This window comes from Stenotrophomonas sp. NRRL B-14846 (genome assembly GCF_050473585.1).
Taxonomy (GTDB): Bacteria; Pseudomonadota; Gammaproteobacteria; order Xanthomonadales; family Xanthomonadaceae; genus Stenotrophomonas.
The window spans coordinates 1,569,513-1,590,132 of sequence record NZ_JBFLUN010000022.1 but is presented as its reverse complement, the minus strand read 5'-3'; the positions used below and the strand labels follow the sequence as shown (position 1 = coordinate 1,590,132).

At 67.5% G+C, this 20,620-nt stretch carries 17 protein-coding genes; 5 read left to right on the top strand and 12 right to left on the bottom strand.

The window, feature by feature from the left end; all coding sequences use genetic code 11:
* Positions 1-86: 86 nt before the first annotated feature.
* The gene (locus tag AB1281_RS09570) at positions 87-2,282 is read right to left on the bottom strand and encodes a TonB-dependent receptor (RefSeq protein WP_430345717.1); all 2,196 of its coding nucleotides are present in this window, start codon (positions 2,280-2,282) and stop codon (positions 87-89) included.
* A gap of 240 nt (positions 2,283-2,522) precedes the next feature.
* On the opposite strand from AB1281_RS09570, the gene AB1281_RS09565 reads away from it, so the two are divergent.
* Entirely contained in the window at positions 2,523-3,107 is a 585-nt protein-coding gene (locus tag AB1281_RS09565) for a TetR/AcrR family transcriptional regulator (protein WP_430345716.1), read from the top strand.
* Between the two features lie 53 nt (positions 3,108-3,160).
* On the top strand, positions 3,161-4,273 hold the full coding sequence (locus tag AB1281_RS09560) for a DNA glycosylase AlkZ-like family protein (RefSeq protein WP_430345715.1): 1,113 nt from the start codon (positions 3,161-3,163) through the stop codon (positions 4,271-4,273).
* 88 nt (positions 4,274-4,361) lie between these two features.
* Here the strand turns inward: AB1281_RS09560 and AB1281_RS09555 are convergent, their stop codons facing one another.
* The 5 genes from AB1281_RS09555 to AB1281_RS09535 form a co-directional block, all read right to left on the bottom strand.
* Complete coding sequence (locus AB1281_RS09555) at positions 4,362-4,640, bottom strand: DUF3325 domain-containing protein (RefSeq protein ID WP_430345714.1); 279 nt, start codon at positions 4,638-4,640, stop codon at positions 4,362-4,364.
* The gene (locus tag AB1281_RS09550) at positions 4,637-6,247 is read right to left on the bottom strand and encodes a PepSY-associated TM helix domain-containing protein (protein ID WP_430345713.1); all 1,611 of its coding nucleotides are present in this window, start codon (positions 6,245-6,247) and stop codon (positions 4,637-4,639) included. The genes AB1281_RS09555 and AB1281_RS09550 overlap by 4 nt, the downstream gene beginning before the upstream one ends.
* Positions 6,244-6,543 (bottom strand): DUF3649 domain-containing protein, encoded by a 300-nt coding sequence (locus tag AB1281_RS09545; RefSeq protein ID WP_049422199.1) that lies wholly within the window; start codon positions 6,541-6,543, stop codon positions 6,244-6,246. Before AB1281_RS09545 ends, AB1281_RS09550 begins: the two co-directional genes overlap by 4 nt.
* Before the next feature lie 52 nt (positions 6,544-6,595).
* Positions 6,596-8,773 (bottom strand): TonB-dependent receptor, encoded by a 2,178-nt coding sequence (locus AB1281_RS09540; RefSeq protein ID WP_430345712.1) that lies wholly within the window; start codon positions 8,771-8,773, stop codon positions 6,596-6,598.
* A 195-nt stretch (positions 8,774-8,968) separates the two neighbouring features.
* Positions 8,969-9,805 (bottom strand): siderophore-interacting protein, encoded by an 837-nt coding sequence (locus tag AB1281_RS09535; protein ID WP_430345711.1) that lies wholly within the window; start codon positions 9,803-9,805, stop codon positions 8,969-8,971.
* A gap of 169 nt (positions 9,806-9,974) precedes the next feature.
* Here AB1281_RS09535 and AB1281_RS09530 point away from each other — a divergent pair, with 169 nt between their 5' ends.
* Positions 9,975-10,589: a TetR/AcrR family transcriptional regulator gene (locus AB1281_RS09530; protein WP_430345710.1), complete on the top strand. Its 615-nt coding sequence runs from the start codon at positions 9,975-9,977 to the stop codon at positions 10,587-10,589.
* A gap of 93 nt (positions 10,590-10,682) precedes the next feature.
* Here the strand turns inward: AB1281_RS09530 and AB1281_RS09525 are convergent, their stop codons facing one another.
* From AB1281_RS09525 to AB1281_RS09510, 4 genes are all read right to left on the bottom strand, one after another.
* Positions 10,683-11,609, bottom strand: coding sequence for an ABC transporter six-transmembrane domain-containing protein (locus AB1281_RS09525; RefSeq protein ID WP_014037289.1), 927 nt, complete (start codon positions 11,607-11,609; stop codon positions 10,683-10,685).
* Positions 11,610-11,809: 200 nt separating this feature from the next.
* Complete coding sequence (locus AB1281_RS09520) at positions 11,810-12,886, bottom strand: ATP-binding protein (protein ID WP_164115188.1); 1,077 nt, start codon at positions 12,884-12,886, stop codon at positions 11,810-11,812.
* 3 nt (positions 12,887-12,889) lie between these two features.
* The gene (locus AB1281_RS09515) at positions 12,890-13,606 is read right to left on the bottom strand and encodes a response regulator (protein ID WP_430346987.1); all 717 of its coding nucleotides are present in this window, start codon (positions 13,604-13,606) and stop codon (positions 12,890-12,892) included.
* 53 nt (positions 13,607-13,659) lie between these two features.
* Positions 13,660-14,226 (bottom strand): hypothetical protein, encoded by a 567-nt coding sequence (locus AB1281_RS09510; protein ID WP_430345709.1) that lies wholly within the window; start codon positions 14,224-14,226, stop codon positions 13,660-13,662.
* 236 nt (positions 14,227-14,462) lie between these two features.
* Here AB1281_RS09510 and AB1281_RS09505 point away from each other — a divergent pair, with 236 nt between their 5' ends.
* Complete coding sequence (locus AB1281_RS09505) at positions 14,463-15,644, top strand: efflux RND transporter periplasmic adaptor subunit (RefSeq protein ID WP_430345708.1); 1,182 nt, start codon at positions 14,463-14,465, stop codon at positions 15,642-15,644.
* Between the two features lie 2 nt (positions 15,645-15,646).
* Entirely contained in the window at positions 15,647-17,590 is a 1,944-nt protein-coding gene (locus AB1281_RS09500; RefSeq protein WP_430345707.1) for a MacB family efflux pump subunit, read from the top strand.
* Positions 17,591-17,595: 5 nt separating this feature from the next.
* Here the strand turns inward: AB1281_RS09500 and AB1281_RS09495 are convergent, their stop codons facing one another.
* Together AB1281_RS09495 and AB1281_RS09490 are read right to left on the bottom strand one after the other, a co-directional pair.
* Entirely contained in the window at positions 17,596-18,756 is a 1,161-nt protein-coding gene (locus tag AB1281_RS09495; RefSeq protein ID WP_430345706.1) for a M23 family metallopeptidase, read from the bottom strand.
* Positions 18,757-18,834: 78 nt separating this feature from the next.
* A complete protein-coding gene (locus AB1281_RS09490; RefSeq protein WP_430345705.1) occupies positions 18,835-20,544 on the bottom strand; it encodes a sensor domain-containing diguanylate cyclase in 1,710 nt (569 codons plus the stop codon).
* Positions 20,545-20,620: the final 76 nt, after the last annotated feature.

The window sequence follows — 20,620 nt, the reverse complement described above, 5'->3', positions numbered from 1 at the left end:
CGGTAATTCCATACCGTACGTGGCGAGTAAGGCGAGCCGAGCATGGCGTGGTTCTACAGTAGATCCACGCCATGCGTGGATGCCTTTCAGAAATCCATCGTGGCCGACAACAACACCGTTCTCGGTGCACCCAGTGCCAGGCTGGAAAGCAACGGCATGCCCCAATACGCCTTGTTGGTCACGTTGTTCACGCTGGCGCGCAGGGCGAGCGGTCGCCCGGCCATCGTGGTGCTGTAACGCGCACCCACATCGAACAATGTGCGTCCCGGCACCGACAGGCGATTGTCGGCACTGATGTACTGCTTCGACATCGCGGTGGCATTGCCGGTCAGGGTCAAGCCTTCCAGTGCGGGCACATCCCATTCCACGCCCAGCTTCGCCTGGCGCTGCGCAACGGCGGTAGCAATGCGGCCTTCATTCACGCCACCCGCTGTGCGGGTCAGCTTCGGCTGCACGTAGGCCACGCCACCCAGCAGGCGTACGCCGTCCAGCGGTGAGCCGAAGAAGCCCCATTCCACGCCACGGTTACGCTGCTCACCACCGAACGAGAAGATATTCGTGACCGGGTCGGTGTAGCTGCTCGGGCGCTTGATCTCGTACACGCTGAAGGTGTGCGCGAAGCTGCCCAGGTCCAGTTTCAGGCCCAGCTCCTTCTGCTTGGTGCGGAACGGTGCGAACACATCGCCGGCGTTGGCAGCGGTCATCGGCGCGGTGGCGCCCTGGCTGAGGCCTTCGATGTAGTTGGTGTAGACCGAAAGCTTATCGGTGGCCTTCACCAGCAGGGCGGCCGCCGGGGTGGTGGCGCTCTCGTCGTAGCGCGAGGTGCGCGCACCCGTGGCCACGTTGAAGGTCTCGCTGACCACCTGCTGGCGCCGCACGCCCAGTGTCAGCTGCACGCGGTCATCGGCGAAGGACAGGGTATCGGCGAAGCCGACGCTGTCCAGCCGCAGCTCGGTGTGCGAGATATGCGGCGCGATGAACGGCGCAGCCGGACCCCACACCGGGTTGTACAGGTTGGTGGTCCAGTCCCAGCCCGGCACGCTGCGGCGGCCGTAGTCGTTCTGCGTGTGCTGGTAGTGGGTCACGTTGGCGGCCCACTGATGGCTCACGCTGCCGGTACGGAAGCTGCCGCGAAGCCCGGCGTCACCGGTCTGCTTCTTGATGTCGAACGCCAGCTGGCCCATCACCGTGGTGAAGTCACCGGCCGGATTGAGAATCTGCGCACTGATCGAACCGTTGTAGCGGTAGTCGGTCTTGCTGGTGCCATAGGCCAGGTAGGCCATCAGGTGCTCGTTGATGTCCAGCTCGCCACGCAGCATCGCGCCCTTGTCCTGGCTGTCCACGTAGGCCCAGTCCGGGTTGATCAAGGTGTCGCTACGCGGCGGTCGCGGAATCGCCACGCCCGGTGCCAGGCCGACACCGCGCGCCGGGCCGTCGACGCGGTCGTCGGCGTTGTGCAGATCGGCGGAGAGGCGGGCGCGCTCGCCGCGCCAATCCAGCGCCAGCGAGCCCAGCTGCACCTTCTTGCTCTGCTTGCCGACCGCACCGTCGCCATCACGATACGCGCCATTGAAGCGGATGCCGAACTGCTTGTCGGTACCCAGGCGGCGGCCCACATCCACATGGGTGCCGAACTGCGCATCGGAGGCGAAGTTGGCGCTGACCCGCAGCAACGGCTGCTCGCCGGCACGCTTGGGCACCAGGTTGACGCTGCCACCGACCGAGCCGCCCGGCGGCATGCCGTTGAGCAGGGCGGACGGGCCCTTCAAGACCTCGATGCGCTCGAACATTTCCGGCGAGGTGCGGTAGTACGGCGCCATGCCGCTGAGGCCGTTGAACGTGGTGTCGCTGGTGCTGGAAGCGAAGCCGCGGATGGCGTAGTTCTCGCTCCAGGAACCGGTGACGCCGTTGCTGAACACCGTGGGGTCGGTGGCGGCGATGACGTCGGTGAGGTCCTTGGCCTGGCGGTCGCGGATGAAGGACTCGGTGTAGCTGACCGTACTGAAGGGCGTGTCCATGAAGTCCTTGTCGCCGAGCAGGCCGACCCGGCCACCCGAGGCCACCTGGCCGCCGGCATAGTCGCCGGTCACCCGGCGCTGTTCCTGCACCTGTACGGAGGGCAGGGTGGACGGCGCGGAGTCGGCCAGCGCGGCAAACGAGGCCAGCAGCCCCAGCGCCAGGGTCGACACCCGGTAGCGCTGGGCCATCGGCGGATGCATCTGCACGCGGATCGCGGCGGCCGCTGCACGCTGCAGCGGGGAGGAGAGGTCGTACACGGTCATGCCAGGTTCCTGTGAATCGCAGGTGCGAACGCGCCTGGCGCGCTGCCGACGGCAAGCACGGGGGGAGGGCGCAGCGCAGGGTTGTCGGCTGGGTGGGGACCTGGCGGGAAGTGAGCCATGGGCTCGATTGCGGACGGCGGCGGGGTTGCGAACCACACGCATTCCGAATTAGTTGAGTAAATTAAACTAAACCATATGAAGCGGACAAGAGGGTCCCTTTGCTGGCACCCTCGCTACGGTATGAACATGCACTCTGAGATCCCGGCGTCGGCCCGTGGCCGTCCGCCCACCATCACCCCCGATCGCCTGGCCGACATCGGCATCAAGCTGGGCCTGCCGAACCTGACCATGGCCAACGTGGCCGCCGAACTGGCAGTGACCCAGGCCGCGCTCTACAAGCGCGTGGCCAACCTGGAGGCCTTGAAGCGGCTGGTGGCCGATACGGTGTTCCAGCGCTGGCAGATTCCGCGCGCCTCGGCCGATGCGCCGGGTGGGCTGCAGGCGTACCTGCTGGGGTTCGTGGATTCGCTGTGCGAGGTGGTGAAAGCACACCCCGGGCTGCCGCCGTATCTGCTGCGCCGTTCGGTGGCGACCGCGCCGATGCTGGACAAGATTGCCTCACACCAGGCGCATGTGGCCGAGGTGTTCGGCCTGCCGCTGGACAAGGCACGCTGGCTACTGGCCACGATCGCGTTCTACTGCATTGCCGGCGCGGACACGGTCTACGGAATTGCCGACGACGAAGAGGGCCAGGTGATCACCGAGTTCAAGCAGGGCATGCGTGCGCTGGTGATCGGTTCGCTGGAGGTATTGGAACTTCGGTAGATCCACGCCATGCGTGGATGCCGTTGTACGGTTCGCCACGGCCCCATCCACGCATGGCGTGGATCTACAATGCGGCCATGCCTGCCACGCCCACCCTCGATGATCTGCGCCGCCACGCGGTGACGCGCACGCTGTTCAAACCCACCACGCTGCTGACCGCGATCCGGCGCCTGGGCTTCGTGCAGGCCGACCCGATCCGCGCACCGGCACGCGCACAGGACCTGACCCTGCGCCATCGGGTGAAGGACTACCGCGCCGGTGACCTGGAGCGGCGTTATGCGCGCCTTCCGGTGGAAGAAGATTGCCTGGTGAACTACGGCTTCCTGCCGCGCGAGCATCTGGCGTTGATGCATCCGCGTGTGTCTAGGCGCGCGTGGGATGCCGAGACCCAGCGCCGCGCGGCGGATGTACTGGCCTTCGTGCGCGAGCGTGGCAGCGTGCATCCGCGCGAGGTCGATCAGGCGTTTGCGCATGGCCGGGTGACCAACTACTGGGGCGGCACCAGCAATGCCAGCACGCACCTGCTGGAGGGCATGCACTACCGCGGCCTGCTGCGCGTGCAGCGGCGCGACAGCGGCACCCGCATCTACGCCGTGGCCGACCACGCCGAGGCGGATGCCAGCGAGCAGGCGCAGATCGAACGCGCCGCCGCCCTGATCGACCTGGTGGTACGCAAGTACGCGCCGCTGCCGTCGGCCAGCCTGACCTACCTGGTGCGCCTGCTGGGCTATGGTGCGCCACATCTGGCCGAGCAGACCCGGCAGGCGTTGAAGCTGGCCAAGCAGCAGCTGGCCAGCTGCACGCTGGACGGCACCACCTGGTACTGGCCGGCGGACGAGAACCCGCGCTCGCGCCGGCATGCACCGGACGAACAGGTGCGCCTGCTGGCCCCGTTCGACCCGGTGGTGTGGGACCGCCGCCGCTTCGAGCTGCTGTGGGGCTGGGTCTACAAGTTCGAGGCCTACACGCCTGCGCCGAAGCGCCAGTACGGCTACTACGCGCTGCCGGTGCTGTGGCACGACCAGGTGGTGGGCTGGGCCAATCTCAGCGTACGCGACGGTGAACTGGTGTCCAGCGTGGGCTACGCCGGCAAGTCACTGGCCCGCGACAAGGTGTTTCGTGGCGCGTTGGAAGACGAACTGCAGCGCATGGCGGAGTTCCTGTAGAGCCTAACGGCGATGGGTACCTATCGCTCCCGGTAGCCGCCAACCTTGGTTGGCGCTGGCTTCCACCGGTGCCCACCAAGGTGGGCATCTACCGATTCCACCGCCCATGCGCCACCATTGCCAACACCACCACGCCCGCGGCAACGCTGGTGTGACCGGACAGCGCGGCGAGACCGAAACCCACGCCCAACCCGCGCATCGCGAACACGGCACTGAACACCAGCAGTGCCCAACCGATGGCCCGTAGCTGCTGCGTTGCCTGCACGCTCAACACACGACGCAACACGTCCCGCTGATGGCGCTCCATCGCCAGTGCCAGGCAGGTGAACGCGGCCAGTGACAACACGAACAGGATGAGGTGGATCATGCGTTGGCCTCCGGTGCCGCAGTGCGTGACGCAGCAGACGGCCGTACGCGCTTCACCTTCGGCGCATGCCGCCAGGTACGCCAGGCCAGCAGCGTGTGCAGGGCGGCCAATGCCAGCAGGGTCAGGTCGGTGCCGGCAAACGCCCAATCGCCCGCGGCCAGCGTGCGCCACAGCGGATGCAGCGTGGTCATTGCGGTCAGCACCGGCAGCAGCGCCAGCAGCAGTGCCGCCAGCAGGAACTGTTCGATCCATGCGCGCTTGGGTGTGCGCAGCGTGGCGTGCACGAACATGGCTGCCCAGGCCAGGAAGAACACATGCACCTCCCACGCCGCGCGCCCGTCCATGGTGACGGGCAGCAGGCGGTTCGCCCACAGATAGGCCGCCATCGCCACCGACAGGCCCGCGACGGTGGCGATGTTGAGCCGCTCGACCAGGCGGAAGCCGAAGTAGGGTCGCTGCGGATCGGGCAGCTGGGCACGGCGCTTGACCGTCCACAGCACCAGCCCGGTGCCGACCATGGCGGTGCCGGCCAAGCTGACGATGAAGTACAGCCAGCGCAGGGCGGCATCGGCGAAACGGCCCAGGTGCAGGCCATACAGCACGCCCTGGGTATCGGCGGCAACGCCCGAGTGTTCCTTGATCTGCAGCAACTGCCCACCGCTGCCGTCGAACAGCAGATAGTTCGGGGTGGTGGACACACGGCTGGACTGCGCACGCACCACGGCCACGCGTGCGTTCTCGTCGCCGGGATTCTGCACCTGCACACTGCCCACCGCACCGGCTCCCCAACGCTGCTCGGCCTGCTGCACCAGTGCACCGACGTTGGTGAGCGGAGCAGGGTGGTCGGCGGCCTTCTGCGGTGGCAGGAACAGGCGCATCTCGCTGACCACCTCGGCCTGCTGGTGCTTGTCCGGCAGTTTGGCCAGGCCCCACGGCATGTACAGCACCGCCAGCATCACCAGGCCGCTCCAGGTGATCATGAAATGGAAAGGCAGCCCGAGCACCGACAGCGCCGCGTGCCCATCCAGCCAAGAGCGCTGGCCCTTGCCCCAGCGGAAAGTGAAGAAGTCGGCGAAGATCTTCTTGTGGGTGATTACGCCGCTGACGATGGCGACCAGCATGAACATCGCGCACAGGCCGACGATCCAGCGGCCCCACATCGCCGGCATGTAGTGCAGGTTGAAGTGGAAGGCATAGAAGAAGTCGCCGCCGCCGGTGTCACGTGCCTGCAGCGGTGCACCGGTGCTGGCGTCGAACAGGCCCGAGTCGAAGCCATGCCGGCCACGCCCGCCCGGGCTGGCCCACATCGCCGACACCCACGGCATGCGCGTGCTCGGCAGGCTGAGGTTGATCTGGCTGGCCGCAGGCGTGTCGGCCATGATCGCCGTGACGGTACGCTGCGCAACCACAGCGGCGTCCGGCAACACGGACGGTGTGGCGATTTCCGGGCGGGTGTAGCGCGAGAGCTCGTCGCGGAAGTAGCTGGCGGTGCCGGTGAGGAACATCGCGTACAGGATCCATCCGGCCAGCAGCCCCACCCAGATATGCAGGTCGGACATGGTCTGGCGGATGCCGCGTGGCTTCGGAGTGCGATCGACCTTGCTCATGCAGCGCCTCCGTTGCCGACCGTCTGTGCGATCAACCACAAGGGCAACGCGGCGACGATCAGGCCCAGCCACGCACGCCACGCCGAGCGCACCGCGAACACCCAGACCACGGCGCCGGCGTACAGCAGGAAGCTGGCCAGCATGCCGGTGAACACGGCCTGGCGACCATCAATGGGCAGCGCCAGTGCCGCGATGCTGCACAGTGCGGCCAGCACATAGCCGCCGAACAACGCGGCGATGATGCGTGAGACCAGGGGCAGCCAGGTCAGCACGGAGGCGGTACGGGAAACGGTCAAAGCACTTCTCCAGGGCACCACGCGCAATGGCGGGGTGCCCTTGAAACGAGGATCAGAAATCGACGGTGGCCGACAGCAGGGCGGTGCGTGGCGTACCCAGCCCCGAGCCGAGGCTGCCCGCCCAATACGCCTTGTTGGTCACGTTCTGCACGGTGGCACGCAGTACCAGCGGATGGCCGGCCGCTTGCGTCGCATAGCGGGCACCGAGATCGAACACGGTGCGGCCCGCCACCCACTGGCTGTTGTCAGCAGTGATATAGCCCTTGGACATACTGACCGCATTGCTGGTGAGGGTGAGACCGGCCACGGCCGGCACGTCCCATTCCACGCCCAGCTTGCCCTGCCACTGCGGTGTGACCGTCGCCAGCCGGCCTTCGTTGATACCGCCCTGGGTACGGGTCAGCTTCGGCTGCAGCCAGCCGATGCCACCGAGCACGCGCAGCTGTTCGGTGGCCTGGCCGAACACGGTCCATTCCACGCCCCGGTTGCGTTGCTGGCCTCCGAACAAGAAGACATTCGTGGTCGGGTCGGTATAGGAGCTGGGCTTTTCGATCTCGTACACGCTCAATGCGCTGGCCAGGCGGCCGAAGTCGAGCTTGGCACCGACCTCGCGCTGGCGGGTCTTGAACGGCGGGAACACGTCGCCCGCGTTGGCGGCGGTGGCCGGGGCGGTGCTGCCCTGGCTCAGGCCTTCGATGTAATTGGCATACAGTGACAGGCGGTCGCTGGCCTTGAACAGCAGTGCACCGGCCGGGGTGTTGGCGCTGGCGTCGTAGCGTGCGGTGCGCTTGCCGGTGCTGCCGTCGAAGGTGTCGCTGAGCACGGTCTGGTGACGGATTCCCAAGGTCAGCTGCACACGATCATCGATGAAGGACAGCGTATCGGCGATGCCGAAGCTGGTGGTGCGCACTTCCGCGGTCTTCGGCAGCGACGCATCACTGAAGCTGCGGTCGATGGCTGGGCCCCACTGCGGGTTGTAGATATTGGTTACCCAATCGCGGGCCAGCAGGTTGCGCTTGAAGCCGAACTTCTGCTCGTGCTGGTACCAGGCCGCACTGATCGCCAGCGCATGATCGACCGCGCCGGTGCGGAAACGCGCCGACAATCCGGCTTCGGCGGTGTCCTTGCTGTAGATGAAGCGCTGGTGGGCGAAGTTGTTGCGGAAGTCGCCGGCCGCATTGGTGATCAGCGCGGTGGCGCTGGCGATGGAGTCGAAATCGGTATGGCCGTGGCCGTAGCTGGCATGCGCTTGCAGGTGGTCATTGATGTCGAACGACCAGCGCAGCGCGGCGGCCTGGTCCTTGACGGTGCTGAAGGTCCAGCTCGGTGCGAACAGGGTGCTGGCTTTCGGCGGGCGGGGCACGGCCAGGCCGGGCGCCAGCGAGACGCCACGGTTGAGGCCATCCACATGGTCGCGGCTGCTGAACAGGTCCAGCGACACCTGCGAGCGCTCACCACGCCAGTCCAGGCCGAGCGATGCGAGCTGCGTCTTGTGCTGCTGGTGGTCGGTGGCGGTGTCGCCGTCGCGGTGCACGGCATTGAGGCGTACGCCGAACTGCTTGTCCGCGCCGAAGCGGCGGCCGACATCCAGATGACCGCCCCACTGCGCGTCGCTGCCGTAGCTGGCGGTGAAGCGGGTCAGCGGCGTGTCGCCTGCACGCTTGGGTACCACGTTCACCGCACCGCCCACCGAGCCACCGGGCGGCATGCCGTTGAGCAGCGCGGACGGGCCCTTCAGCACTTCGATGCTCTCGGCCAGTTCGGGAGTGACGCGGTAGTAGGGGATCAGCCCGTACAGGCCACCAAAGCCGATATCCGACGAGGCGACACCGAAACCGCGGATGTTGAAGTAGTCGGTGATGCCACCGCTGGAGCCACTGCTGTAGACGCTGGGGTCGGTCAGCGCGATGACCCGTACCAGGTCCGGCGCCTGGATGTTGTCGATGAAGTCGGCGGTGTAGCGGGTGGTGTTGAACGGCGTGTCCATGAAGTCGAGCTCGCCGAGCAGGCCGACGCCGCTGCCGCGCGTGACCTGGCCACCCGCATAGGCATCGGTGGGTGCGGTCTTGTCGGCGCGCACGTTCACGGTGGGCAACTGGCGGGCGCCATCGGGTGCGTCGCTGGCGTGGGCGGCGGCGGCGATCAGCAGGGTGGGCAGCAACGCTGCACGGGCGGCCAGGGACAGCGCCGAGCGGCGTGGGAGGGGCAGGGTTCGCAGGGGGAGGGACATGGCGGTTCTCGTGTGGTGGGTCGTGCGATCGGCCAGCACGGCGCCGTCGGTGACCTGCAGTGGCAGGACGACGCGGGCTGTGGAATGGCTGGCAGAGGGCACGGCGCTGCCGCTGTGGCAGTGCTGCACGCGAGGTGCGTGGGCGATCTGTGGCTGGGTGGAACGAAGCGCGTGGCGCGGATGCTGCGGGGTGGATCAGATATCGTCGGCGAGGTCGTCGAGGTCCTGCAGGCCACCGCCGCGTGCCAGCACGCGCTCGTAATTGCGGCGGCGACGCTGGTCGGTCTCGGTGGTGGTCTCGCCACGTTTCCAGTAGCCGGCCACGGCAACGTCGCTGCGTGGCAGGCCGACCGTGTCGATGAAGTGCCGGCGCAGGGCACGCATTTCCTCGCGCTCGCCGGCCGCCCAGACCGTACTGCCGGGCTCCGGCCGCAGTTGGCGTGCCTGCTGCAGCAATGGCGCGTCACCGGTGGCGAGGCGGTCCACGCGGATACCTTCAATGGCGGGCAGTTCGTCTACCGGAAAAGCATCATCCGAGGCGATCCAGGCCTGCGCATGCAGTCCGGTGGGCCACTGCTGCAGTAGCGCAAACAGGGCAGGAATGGCGCTTTGGTCGGCGAACAGCAGGGCGCAGGTGTCTTCGCGCTGCGGTACCTGCAGATGGGGGCGCGGTCCGCTCAGATCGAAGGCATCACCGGGGCACAGCGCACGTACCCAGGCCAGCATCGGCCCCGGCGCCTCGTGCAGCACCACGTCCAGCGTGAAGCGGCGCGTCTGCGTATCCACGCTGCGCACGGTGTAGATCCGTGACACATCGCCGAAGGCGGCACCCAACTGGATACGCACAGCGGTGTTGGCACGCTGCCAGGGCGCGAGTTCTGCATGTTCCGGCAGCTGGACCACGAGGCGCAGCAGGCTGGCGCACGGCTGCGCAACCGCGACCACCTGGACCTGCAGCGCCTGCAGGCCGCGATCGTGGTCGGCGCCACGCAGGGGCCCGGCCGGGGTGATGGGAGTGGGGGACGCGGACATCGACAACGATCCTGGACACTGCAGATGCGAATTAGTTACATCATAGTAAACTAAATTGATCGCGCCGCAACCCGGGCCTGTCCAGCGGGCGCAGGATGCGTTGACCACGGCGTCGCTGCGCACCACCATGACAGCCCTTGCCCGCGCACCGCGCAGGAACCGTTACCGCATGGCTGCACCGAAAAAGACCGCTGCCCGTGGGCGGCCGCCCAGCATCACCCGCGAGCGCATCGCCGACGCCGGCATTGCCATGACGCTGCCGGGGCTGAGCTTCGTGGGCGTGGCGGCGGCGCTGGGGGTCAGCCACATCGCGCTGTACAAGCATGTGGCGAATCTGGCCGCACTGCGCGAGCTGGTGGCCGAGGCGATCTTCGAGCGTTGGCAGGCACCGGCGCTGGATGCCGATGGCCGGCGCAGCATCGAGGAGGATCTGCGCGCGTTCCAGCGTTCACTGCGGACGCTGGTGGACGCTAATCCGGGGCTGGCGCCGTTCCTGGTCAGCCACGGCGCGAAGACACCGGAGATGCTGGCGCGCATCCAGCGCCACCATGCCGAATTCAGCCGCGTGCATGGCCTGCCGCTGGAGCAGGCGGCGTGGCTGCTGTCGACCGTGGCCTATCATGCCGTGGCGTTGGCCGACACCGTGTACTCGCAGCATGCGGTGGTGAATACCACGCGACGTCCGTTGGATCGGAAGGCGCAGGAGGCCGAGTTCGACCGCAGCATGGAAGCGTTGATCATCGGTGCATTGGCGATGTGCGGGCGCACGGCAGCCTCCGGGTAACCGCCAATCCTGGTTGGCACCGTTGCCCCGGTAGTCGCCAACCTTGGTTGGCACCGCGATACATCGTTGCCCACCAAGGTGGGCATCTACCGGTCACGCGGCATCCTTGCGCTCCGCATCCTCCATGCCGGGGCTGACGCGGCGGCCAATGTCCTTCAGTCGGGCCAGCTGATCCACCATCGACGGTGCATCATCCAGGCTGCCGACGAACGTCCACAGGTAGGTCATCACCGCGTACACATGGCCCGGGGTAACCCCGTCGGTGGTGGCGAGACGGCCGATGGTCAGCGCGAACAGCACCGCCGCCGCCGCGCCAACGACCACGAAGGCACCGGCTTCGCGATCGGAGAGCAGGATGCGCAGCCGCGACAGCGTGGTGTAGTGGCGACGCAGCACCGAGGGACTGACCCGGTCGACCAGGCGGATCTCATGTTCCAGCCGGTTGTTCAGGCGTCCATGCAGCTGCTCGTTGCGGCGTGCGAACGACGGCAGCAGCAACAGCGCGCCCAACAACGCGACGAGGCTTGCGGCGCCCACCAGCGGTTCGATCGCCAGCAGCATCGCCGCCGCACCGAACATCGATACCAGCGCGGTGGCGATGATCGGCACGTGCTTCTCGAAGAAGTCGACGAATTCACGGGCCAGCACAACGCGCGCGGCCGAGGTGGAGGTGGCCTGGCCCAGCCTGCGCTGCGCCTGCACCACGTTCACCGCCAGGTCGGCATAGATGCGGGTGAAGGTACGGGTATCGACCGCACGGCGGGCAGCACCGACCAGCCAGAACAGCAGCACCACACCGGCGTAGGAGATGGCGTGGCCGATGTTGCCGCGGATGATCGCGTCCACCGCGAAGCCGGCAAACAGCGGATACGCCAGCAGCAGCGCGTTCTCCAGCGCCACCAGCGAGAAGGTGCCGGTGAGCTGCCAGGGGTAGGTGCGCAGGATGGCCTTGAGGGTGGCGGCCGCGTTCTGCTGGCCGATGCTGCCGGCGGCGGCCGCCGGATCGTGCGGGTGTTTCATGGGGATGCCTGGGTGGGTCGGAGACAGGGCAGGGGGCCGGATACCTGCCGCCTCCCTGGTCACGCCCAGTATCGGCAGCCCTTTGGAGCGGGCATGGAGGGACGATGGAGATTGCGTGGAGGAACCGGCACCGTTCAGCGATGCGAATGCCCACCAAGGTGGGCCGCTACGAGAGCAGCGCCCGCTGCAACGTTGTGCCCTCAACGACGCGCATGCACCGGCCAGCAGATCTCAAATGAACTGCCGCCCCGTTCGGTGGCCCGGCATAGCGCCGTTCCGTGATGGGCCACGGCAATCGCGCGCACCACCGCCAGGCCCAGCCCGGAGCCACCGCTCTGCCGCGAACGCGAGACATCGGTGCGCTGGAACGCTTCGAAAATGCTGTCACGCAGTTCGTCCGGCACGCCGGGGCCACCATCCTCCACGGCCACCGTGCAATGGCCCTGACCAAGTGTGACGCGCACCCGCAGCGGGCACGGGATGGCATGGCGGCGCGCGTTCTCCAGCAGCGCCAGCACCGCCTGGCGGATGCGCGCCGGATCGCAGTCGGCCAGCGACGGACGCGCATCCAGCGTTACCGAGAAGCCGCTTTCGGTCAGTGCCTCGGACATCGCTTCGACCACCGCGGCCACCTGCACGCTGACATCGCTGCGCTGCAGGCGCAGGTCCAGATGGCCGCTCTCGGCCAGGCTGACCACGCGCAGGTCCTCGATGATGCGGGTGAGGCCCTCCAGCTGGGTGAGCATGCTGTTGAACTGCTCCGGCCCCGGCTCGAATACGCCTTCGGCGATGCCCTGCAGGCGGCCGCGCAGGATGGTCATCGGCGTGCGCAGTTCATGTGCGATTGCCGCGTTCCAGAACACCCGGTTCTCCGACATGCGGCTGAGCCGCTCTGCCATGGAATTGAAATCGCTGACCAGCGTGGCCGCTTCGGCCATCGTGGTGTCACCGCCGCGCGCACGCGCCTCCAGATCGCCGCTGGCGACCCGGCGCAGGCTCTCGGCCACCGAATTCAACGGCGTGATGATGCGGCGGGTCAGGCGCGAGGCGACCAGCGTGGCGAAGATGACGACCACGGTGGCGGTCAAGCCGATCCACAGCCATTCCAGCCCGGACGGCATGATCGTTTCCGGCTCGTCATACCAGCGCGGGTAGAACACCTCCATCAGGTAATAGAACAGGTAGAAGCCGCTGATCGAAAGCACCGTCGAACACAACGAGGCCACCGTGATGGACAGCGTGATCTGGCGTCCGATGCTCTTGCCTTTGGGGTTCATCATTCAGTCCAGGAAGCGGTAGCCAACGCCGCGGATGGTGGCGGGAATGCCGATGACGCCCACATCCTCCAGCTTGCGCCGCAGTTTGCTGACATGGCTGTCGACGGTGCGTTCCTGTGCATCGCCTTCGGGCAGGCAGGCGTGCAGCAGGTCCACCCGCGCATGCACCTGCCGCGGCGCGCGCGCCATGTGCACCAGCAGCCGGAATTCGGTGAGGGTGAAGTTCAGTGCGTGCACCTGCTCGCCGTTGCGCACCGTTACTTCGTGGCTGCGCAGGTCGATCTCGAACGGGCCCTGGCGGATGAGCCCGTTGGGCTCTTCGACCACGGTGCGGGAACTCCGGCGCAGCACGGCCTGGATGCGGGCGACGATCTCGGCCGGATTGAACGGCTTGGCCACGTAGTCGTCGGCGCCGACGCGCAGGCCGGTCAGCTTGTCCACGTCTTGGTCGAGCGCGGTGAGCATGATCACCGGGGTGTTGCCGCGGCGCCGCAGTTCGCTCAGTACCTGCCAGCCATCCAGCTTGGGCATCTGCACATCCAGCAGCACCAGGTCCGGGCGCAGTTGGCGGTGGCCGGCGAGCGCCGCCTCGCCGTCGGCGGCGCGTGCGCTGCGCAGGCCGGAACGGGCCAGGTAGGCGCCGAGGATGTCGGCGATTTCGCCTTCATCTTCGGCAATCAGCACCAAGGGGGGCTGTCGGTTGCGGAGATCGTGTTTCATTGCGTGCTGCGGGTTCGAGGCCAGGGCGGACAAGGGCGGGATCAGGGGCAGGGTCATCGTCGGTATTCCATTTCCTGCGCCTCTTCATTGGCAGCCCAGGCCAGGGTGGCCAGCACCAGCGTGCGCTGCAGGCTGGGTTCCAGCGCACCCGCGCCGCGCAGCTGCTGCAGCATCAGGGTGGACAGCGCCGCCGGCAGCGTGCTCCAGCGCGAGGCCATGGGGGTGGCGTTCACCCGGGCCTGCAGCCGCGCGGCCATGCCCACGATGGTGCGCAGGCGCACTGCCAGCAGGATGACGACCACGGCGGTGGCAAGGGCAAGCAGCAGATGCAGGGTGACGTTGGCCGCCGGGTGCGTTGTCGCCCAGACCGCCAGGCCGATCAGCGCGAGCGATGCGACGGATCCGGTGCGGCGGGTACGGCCGGGCCCATCACTGCGGAACCCCACCAGCGCGGCGGCGCCGAAGCCGGCCAGCAATGGCAGTACCGGATACGGCGCGACCCACATCCATGTGCTGGTCGATGCCAGCACCAGTGCAATCAACCACGGCGAAGGCGCACACCACGCCAGGTAGGCATGGCGCACATCGATGGGTGGCAGGTCTGGGTAGGAAGGGGACACGGCAGGCTGGCAGTCGGCGAGGCCGACGAGGCTAGCGACCGTTGATGGAGACTCGGTCGAGATTGTGTCGAGATTGCGTGGATGCGGGCTGCCACGTTCAGGCGCGGGGCTGATGCCTGAACGGCCGCGGCGCCTCCATGCAATCTCCACAGTGGCTCCAAGAAACGTCCATCGGTGGCTTCCAGACTGTGGTTTCGGCGGTCGCATGGGGCGACTGCACGCAACCGGGCGTTTCGATGAGCAACCGCAGGACCTGGATCATTGCCGCCGCCGTGGCCTCGCTGGCCGCCGGCGCTGGATGGTGGGCGTTTGCCGGCGGTGATGATGCCGCGCTGATCACCGCGCCGGCAAGGGTGGCGGACCTGGAGAAGACCGTACAGGCGGTCGGCCGGGTCCATCCGAAGGAACTGGTGGCGGTGGGTGCGCAGGTGTCCGGCCAGGTCAAGCGCCTGCATGTGGTGCTGGGCCAGCGCGTGCAGGCCGGCGATCTGATCGCCGAAGTCGATTCGCAGCCGCAGCGTATCGCGCTGCGCAGCGCCGAGGCGGCCACCAACACGCTGCGTGCCCAGCATGCCGCCAGCGAGGCCCGCTATGCGCAGGCCAGTCGTGCTTACCAGCGCCAGTCGCAGTTGGTGGCATCGCGCCTGGTGTCTCAGGAAGGTTTCGAAGCCGCGCGCGTGGCACGCGATGCGGCGCGTTCGGAGGTGGCCGCGCTGCAGGCGCAGATCGACCAGGCGGTGACCCAGGTCGAGACCGCACGGATCAACCTGGGCTATACCCGCATCGTCTCGCCCAGCGACGGCTACATCGTGGCCATCGTCACCAAGGCCGGGCAGACGTTGAACTCGATGCAGACCACGCCAACCATCGTGATGCTGGCGCAGATGGATACGATGACCGTGCGTGCCGAGATCGCCGAGGCCGATGTCGAGCTGGTGGCGCCGGGACAGGCGCTGTGGTTCTCGACCTTGGGGCCGAGCGGCCGCCGCTATGAATCCCATCTGCAGCAGTTGGAGCCGGCGCCATCCTCGATTGCCGACGTCGCCTCCGGCAATGCGGGCGGCTCTGCGCAGACGCCGAAGGCGGTGTACTACGCCGGCCTGTTCGATGTGGCCAATCCTGGCCTGAAGCTGAAGCCGTCGATGACGGTGAAAGTGACCCTGCAGCTGGCGCGGGTCGCCAACGCGCTGCAGGTGCCTTTGACGGCGCTGGCCGAGTCGGATGACAAGGACGGCAACCGCGGCACCGTGCGTGTGCTCGATGCCAAGGGCCGCCCCCAGGAACGTGCGGTGACGACCGGCCTGCGCACCGCCACCGCCGTGCAGGTCCTGTCCGGCCTGCGCGAGGGTGAGAACGTGGTGGTCGGCCAGGCACCCAGCGGCGCTGAGCCGGAAGCCGCCAGCCTGTTGGGGATGTGAGCATGACCGACGCACTGCTGGAACTGCATGGCGTATCGCGCGCCTATCGCTCGGCCGCCGGCGAGGTGGTGGTGCTGAAGGACGTTTCGCTGCGCATCGATGCCGGCGAGTTCATCGCCATCATTGGCCCCTCGGGCTCGGGCAAGTCCACGCTGATGAACATCCTTGGCTGCCTGGACCGGCCGACCGAGGGCAGCTATCGCGTGAACGGCGAGGCCACCGAGCAGATGGCGCCGGACGCGCTGGCGCGCCTGCGCCGCGAGCATTTCGGCTTCATCTTCCAGCGCTACAACCTGATGGAGAACCTGAGTGCCACCGAGAACGTGGCGCTGCCGGCGGTCTATGCGGGCGTGGACGCAGAGACGCGTAATGCGCGCGCACGCACGCTGCTGGAAACGCTGGGGCTGGGCGAACGCATGGCGAACCGGCCGAGCCAGCTGTCCGGTGGCCAGCAGCAGCGCGTGTCCATTGCCCGTTCGCTGATGAACGGTGGCGCGATCGTGCTGGCCGATGAGCCGACCGGCGCGCTGGACCACGCCAGTGGCCAGCAGGTGATGGCCGAGCTGAAGCGCCTGCACGCGCAGGGCCACACGGTGATCCTGGTAACGCATGATGCGGCGATCGCCGCCAACGCGGCGCGGGTAATCGAGATCGCCGACGGCCGGGTGGTGGCCGACCGCGACGAGCCAGTGTTGCGTGCTGCAACTTCGGGACGCGCGACCGAGCGCGGCGCGTCTCCGGTCACTGAGCGCCGCGCACGCATGGACGCAGTCCGCGAAGCCGCGCGCATGGCCGTGCGCTCGATGCTGGCCCATCGCCTGCGCACACTGCTGACCATGCTCGGCATCATCATCGGTGTCGCAGCGGTGGTGACCGTGGTTGCGCTGGGCAAGGGCGCACAGGCGCAGGTTGAATCACAGATCAACGAACTGGGCGCCAGCACGCTGGAGATCTTCCCAGGCGCCGATTTCGGTGACCCTCGCTCGGCGGAGATCGAGACCCTGGTGGTCGGCGACGCGGACCATCTTGCGGCGTTGAGTTACGTGGACAGCGTCAGCCCGAACCTGAGTGGATCGGTGGCGGCGCTGCAGGGCAACCGGCGTGCCAACACCCAGGTGCTGGGCGTAGGGGCCGACATGCCGCGCGTGCGTGGGCTGCGGCTGAAGGCCGGCCGCTTCTTCACCGACGCCGAAGTCGATGCGCACCGCGCGGTGGGCGTGGTCGACCAGAAGGCCGCCAAAGCGCTGTTCACTGGCAACCCCATCGGCAGCACGGTGCTGCTGGGTGGCATGCCGGTGGAGGTGATCGGTGTGGTCGGGGCCAATGCGTTCGCGGGCGGTGCAACCCCCACGGTCTACGTGCCGTACACCTCGGCGGCCTCGCGGCTGTTGGGCAGCCAGCGCCTGGAGAGCATCACCGTGCGCGTGCGCGACAACGTTCCCACCAATGCCGCCGAGGCCTCGCTGGGCGCCGAGCTGGAGCGCCTGCATGGCCGCCGCGATTTCTTCATCTACAACGCCGACCAGATCCGAAAAGCCGTGATGAAGTCCAGTCAGACCATGGCCGCGTTGGTCTCCGCCATTGCCGCCGTGGCGCTGGTGGTCGGCGGAGTGGGGGTGATGAACATCATGCTGGTCTCGGTGAAGGAGCGCGTGCGCGAGATCGGCGTGCGCCTGGCTGTGGGCGCGCGGCAGGGCGACATCCTGCGCCAGTTCCTGATCGAGGCCGTACTGATCTGCCTGTTCGGTGGCGTGCTGGGGGTGCTGTTCGCGTTCGGGGCGGGTGCGCTGTCCAGCCTGCTGTCGCTGGGTGTGCCATTCCTGTTCACGGTGGGGCCGGTGCTGGCTGCACTGGCGTGCTCTTCGGCCATCGGACTGGGCTTTGGCTATTTCCCGGCACGCAGCGCGGCGCAGCTGGACCCGATCCAGGCGCTGGCGGCGGAGTGAACGTGTCAGCGTGGCGGGAAGGCTATGACGATGTCGTTCAGCGGCAATTGGTTGCCGCGCGGTACGGCCACGCCGGGTTTCCAGGCATCCCCTTGGCCGAACAGCTGCGCCTCGCTTTCAGCACCGAAATCGTCGAAGTCCTGGAAGACGTACGGAATGCCCTCGGACCCTTCGAACGTAGCCTTGTTGGAAAGCTGGAAGTGCAGGTGGGGGGCGGCGGAATTGCCCGACTGGCCGAGCTGGGCCAACGCCTGTCCGCGCTGGACCCGTTGCCCGGGCTTTACCTTGATGCTGCCGGTGCGCAGATGGGCGTAGCTGGCAAAGACGCCCGGCGAGATTTCCAGGACAACGTAGTTGCCGAACAGGCCATCCGCCGTCAGTGAGGAGGGTTCAGGCTGCGCGGTCAACGGCGGGTGCTCGGGCTGCCCATCACGGACCGCATGCACGATGCCGTCTGCCACCGCCAGCACGGGCGCCGCATAACCCACCCAGTCCGAATGGCGGGTGTGCTGCAGATCGCGGGTCGTTGGACGCACGGCACGCCCACGGTCGTCGACGCCGACCAGATCGAGTGCGAAGCGCTGCGGAATGGTCAGGTCACCATTCACCGCCACCAGGCTGCCCCAGTGGTGCGACTGCGCCGCGCCAGGCCCTTCGTGGGCGAGCCATCGACCGCCTTGCAGGGGCGGAGCGAGCGCCATCACCGGCGCCGCGTTGACCGCAACCCGGGCGCCATCCAGTTCCACGCTGCCGTGGTGCCCGGTGCCCAGCAACATGCGGTGGCGAAGCACGTGCGGCACGTTATCGGTGGCCGGCAGTGACAGCCACAGGAACACCACCATGCGCTTTCCCGCTGCAATGGAGATGGCGCCATCCCCTGAAGGCGACGGCCGGACCCAGTGGCGCAGGGCAGGGGCATCCAGGCTCAGCAGCGGCGTCTCGGCATCGTCACCGAACACCTGCAGCGATTGCGGCTGCAGCGCCCCGGTGTCGCCGTAGTAGTTGGTGATGTGCAGCTCGTAGGCCAGATGGCGCAGGCCGTCGCTGCCAACGAAGGAAGTGGGTGCGAAGGGCACCCGTGCTTCGACCGGCGCAGCCGCTGGCGCTGACAGCGCAAGGGAAGGAAGCAGCAACAGCAGCAGAGCCAGGCAGACGCTGCGGGTCATGCGTGTTCCCCCAAGGCCGACGGTGGCCGCTGCCGAGCATAGCGCTACGCCGGGGGCGCCGGTACACCGGCGGACGTGTCAAGGCTCCGGACGGGGATGCTGGCGCACGCGTGCACGCTCGCGGTACAGGCGGCTGTCGGCACGCTGCAGGGTATCGGCCACCGATTCGCCGGGGGTGTGGTGGGTCGAACCGAGCGAGAACGGTGTGGGCGACTGTCCCGCCTGCTGCACATACCACTGCTCCAGTGCGGCCAGCCGTCCCGGTTCCGGCGCGGTCAGCACCACCATGAATTCGTCGCCGCCCATGCGCACCACATTCTCCGCCGCACCCAGCGGGGCACGCAGGAAGGCGGCAAACTCGACCAGCACCGTGTCACCCCGCGCATGGCCCTGGGTGTCGTTGATCTGCTTGAAATGATCCAGATCGAACATCAGGCAGGCCCAGGGCTGGTCGTTCAGTTCGTCCAGGCGTGGCAGGAAGCGGCGGTTGTAGCTCTGGGTGAGCGGGTCCTTGAAGGACATCTCGCGCAACTGCTGCTCCTGCATACGCAGCGCCGTGACGTCCTGGGCATGGCCGAGCACGTATGGGGGATGGGCCTCGCTGTCGAGCACGTTGTGATAGGCCCAGAAATGGCGGGTGCCATCGGCGGCGATCAGCTCGATGACGCCGGCATCGGTGTGGTTGACCGCGATGCGTCCCAGATACGCCTTGAAGGCGGCCCGTTTCTCCGGCGGCATCAGGTCGCACAGGCTGCGCCCGATCATGTAGCTCTCATCGAAGCCCAGCGACTGCACGGCCGCCGGGTTCACCGAGGTCAGCACGCCATCCAGCGTATGCGTGCAGATCAGGCCAAGGCTGTAGTGGAACAGCCGCCGGTAGCGGGTTTCGCTGGCCTCCAGGGCATCCAGCGCGGCACGTTCCTCGGTGATGTCCTGGATGGCGCCGACCAGTCGCGGTCGGCCATCGACCTGCTGCCGCCCTCCAACCACACGGGTCCAGATGGCCCGATCGTCGGCGGTGGTCATCGGCAACTGCACCTCCCACGACGTGCCTTCATCGATGCAGCGCTGCACCGCCGTGCGGATGATGTTGCGGCTGTCCTCGCGATAGAACGAGAGCGCGGTGTCGAGCGTCGGTTCGAAATTGCTGCGCACGCCGTGGATCTGCTTGGTCTCGCGGGTCCAGCGCACTTCGTTGCTGGCCAGGTCCATTTCCCAGCCGCCCACCCGCGCCGCACGGTTGGTGCGTTCCAGGAAATCCTCGCTGCGCTTCAGTTCACGATGCAGGGCTTTGGCCTGGCCGACCTGCGCCATCAGCGTGCTGCGCTGCTCCAGTACCTGGGTGGTGACCCGCGCAAGATGCACCATCAATTCGCGCTGCGAGGGAGACAGCACACCCGGCATCGGGTCGAGCAGGCACAGCGTTCCTATGCGCGCGCCGTGCGCCGAGCCCAGCGAGATGCCTGCGTAGTGACGGATGCGAGGGCCACCGGTGACCAGCGGATTGGTGGCGAATCGCGGGTCCTGGCGCGCGTCCGGGATCTCGAACAGCGCGTCCTGCTGGATGGCGTGCGTGCAGAACGAAATCTCGCGTGCGGTTTCGCTGACGCCTTCCAGCCCGATGTTGGCCTTGAACCACTGCCGCTCGTCGGCTACCACCGAGATCAGCCCCATGGTCATGCCGGTGGCGGCGCGGGCGGCGGCGACGATCGCATCAAAAACGGGCTCTGGCGGGGTGTCGAGCAGATGCAGGCGGTCGAGTTCAAGCAGTCGTTCGGCTTCGTCCATGGCGCTTTTCAGGGCAGGGTGGCGAGGGCGGCTTCGGCGGCTGTCGGGCACTACGCTAGTGCGTACCGCGTTATGT

What these genes read in the sequence shown, in the direction of transcription:
- AB1281_RS09555 (WP_430345714.1), bottom strand. Translation starts at nt 4,640, where the DNA reads ATGATCCACCTCATCCTGTTCGTGTTGTCACTGGCCGCGTTCACCTGC.
- AB1281_RS09565 (WP_430345716.1), top strand. Translation starts at nt 2,523, where the DNA reads ATGAACATGCACTCTGAGATCCCGGCGTCGGCCCGTGGCCGTCCGCCC.
- AB1281_RS09500 (WP_430345707.1), top strand. Translation starts at nt 15,647, where the DNA reads ATGACCGACGCACTGCTGGAACTGCATGGCGTATCGCGCGCCTATCGC.
- AB1281_RS09490 (WP_430345705.1), bottom strand. Translation starts at nt 20,544, where the DNA reads ATGGACGAAGCCGAACGACTGCTTGAACTCGACCGCCTGCATCTGCTC.
- AB1281_RS09550 (WP_430345713.1), bottom strand. Translation starts at nt 6,247, where the DNA reads ATGAGCAAGGTCGATCGCACTCCGAAGCCACGCGGCATCCGCCAGACC.
- AB1281_RS09560 (WP_430345715.1), top strand. Translation starts at nt 3,161, where the DNA reads ATGGCGTGGATCTACAATGCGGCCATGCCTGCCACGCCCACCCTCGAT.
- AB1281_RS09520 (WP_164115188.1), bottom strand. Translation starts at nt 12,886, where the DNA reads ATGAACCCCAAAGGCAAGAGCATCGGACGCCAGATCACGCTGTCCATC.
- AB1281_RS09515 (WP_430346987.1), bottom strand. Translation starts at nt 13,606, where the DNA reads ATGAAACACGATCTCCGCAACCGACAGCCCCCCTTGGTGCTGATTGCC.
- AB1281_RS09495 (WP_430345706.1), bottom strand. Translation starts at nt 18,756, where the DNA reads ATGACCCGCAGCGTCTGCCTGGCTCTGCTGCTGTTGCTGCTTCCTTCC.
- AB1281_RS09535 (WP_430345711.1), bottom strand. Translation starts at nt 9,805, where the DNA reads ATGTCCGCGTCCCCCACTCCCATCACCCCGGCCGGGCCCCTGCGTGGC.
- AB1281_RS09570 (WP_430345717.1), bottom strand. Translation starts at nt 2,282, where the DNA reads ATGACCGTGTACGACCTCTCCTCCCCGCTGCAGCGTGCAGCGGCCGCC.
- AB1281_RS09530 (WP_430345710.1), top strand. Translation starts at nt 9,975, where the DNA reads ATGGCTGCACCGAAAAAGACCGCTGCCCGTGGGCGGCCGCCCAGCATC.
- AB1281_RS09540 (WP_430345712.1), bottom strand. Translation starts at nt 8,773, where the DNA reads ATGTCCCTCCCCCTGCGAACCCTGCCCCTCCCACGCCGCTCGGCGCTG.
- AB1281_RS09505 (WP_430345708.1), top strand. Translation starts at nt 14,463, where the DNA reads ATGAGCAACCGCAGGACCTGGATCATTGCCGCCGCCGTGGCCTCGCTG.
- AB1281_RS09525 (WP_014037289.1), bottom strand. Translation starts at nt 11,609, where the DNA reads ATGAAACACCCGCACGATCCGGCGGCCGCCGCCGGCAGCATCGGCCAG.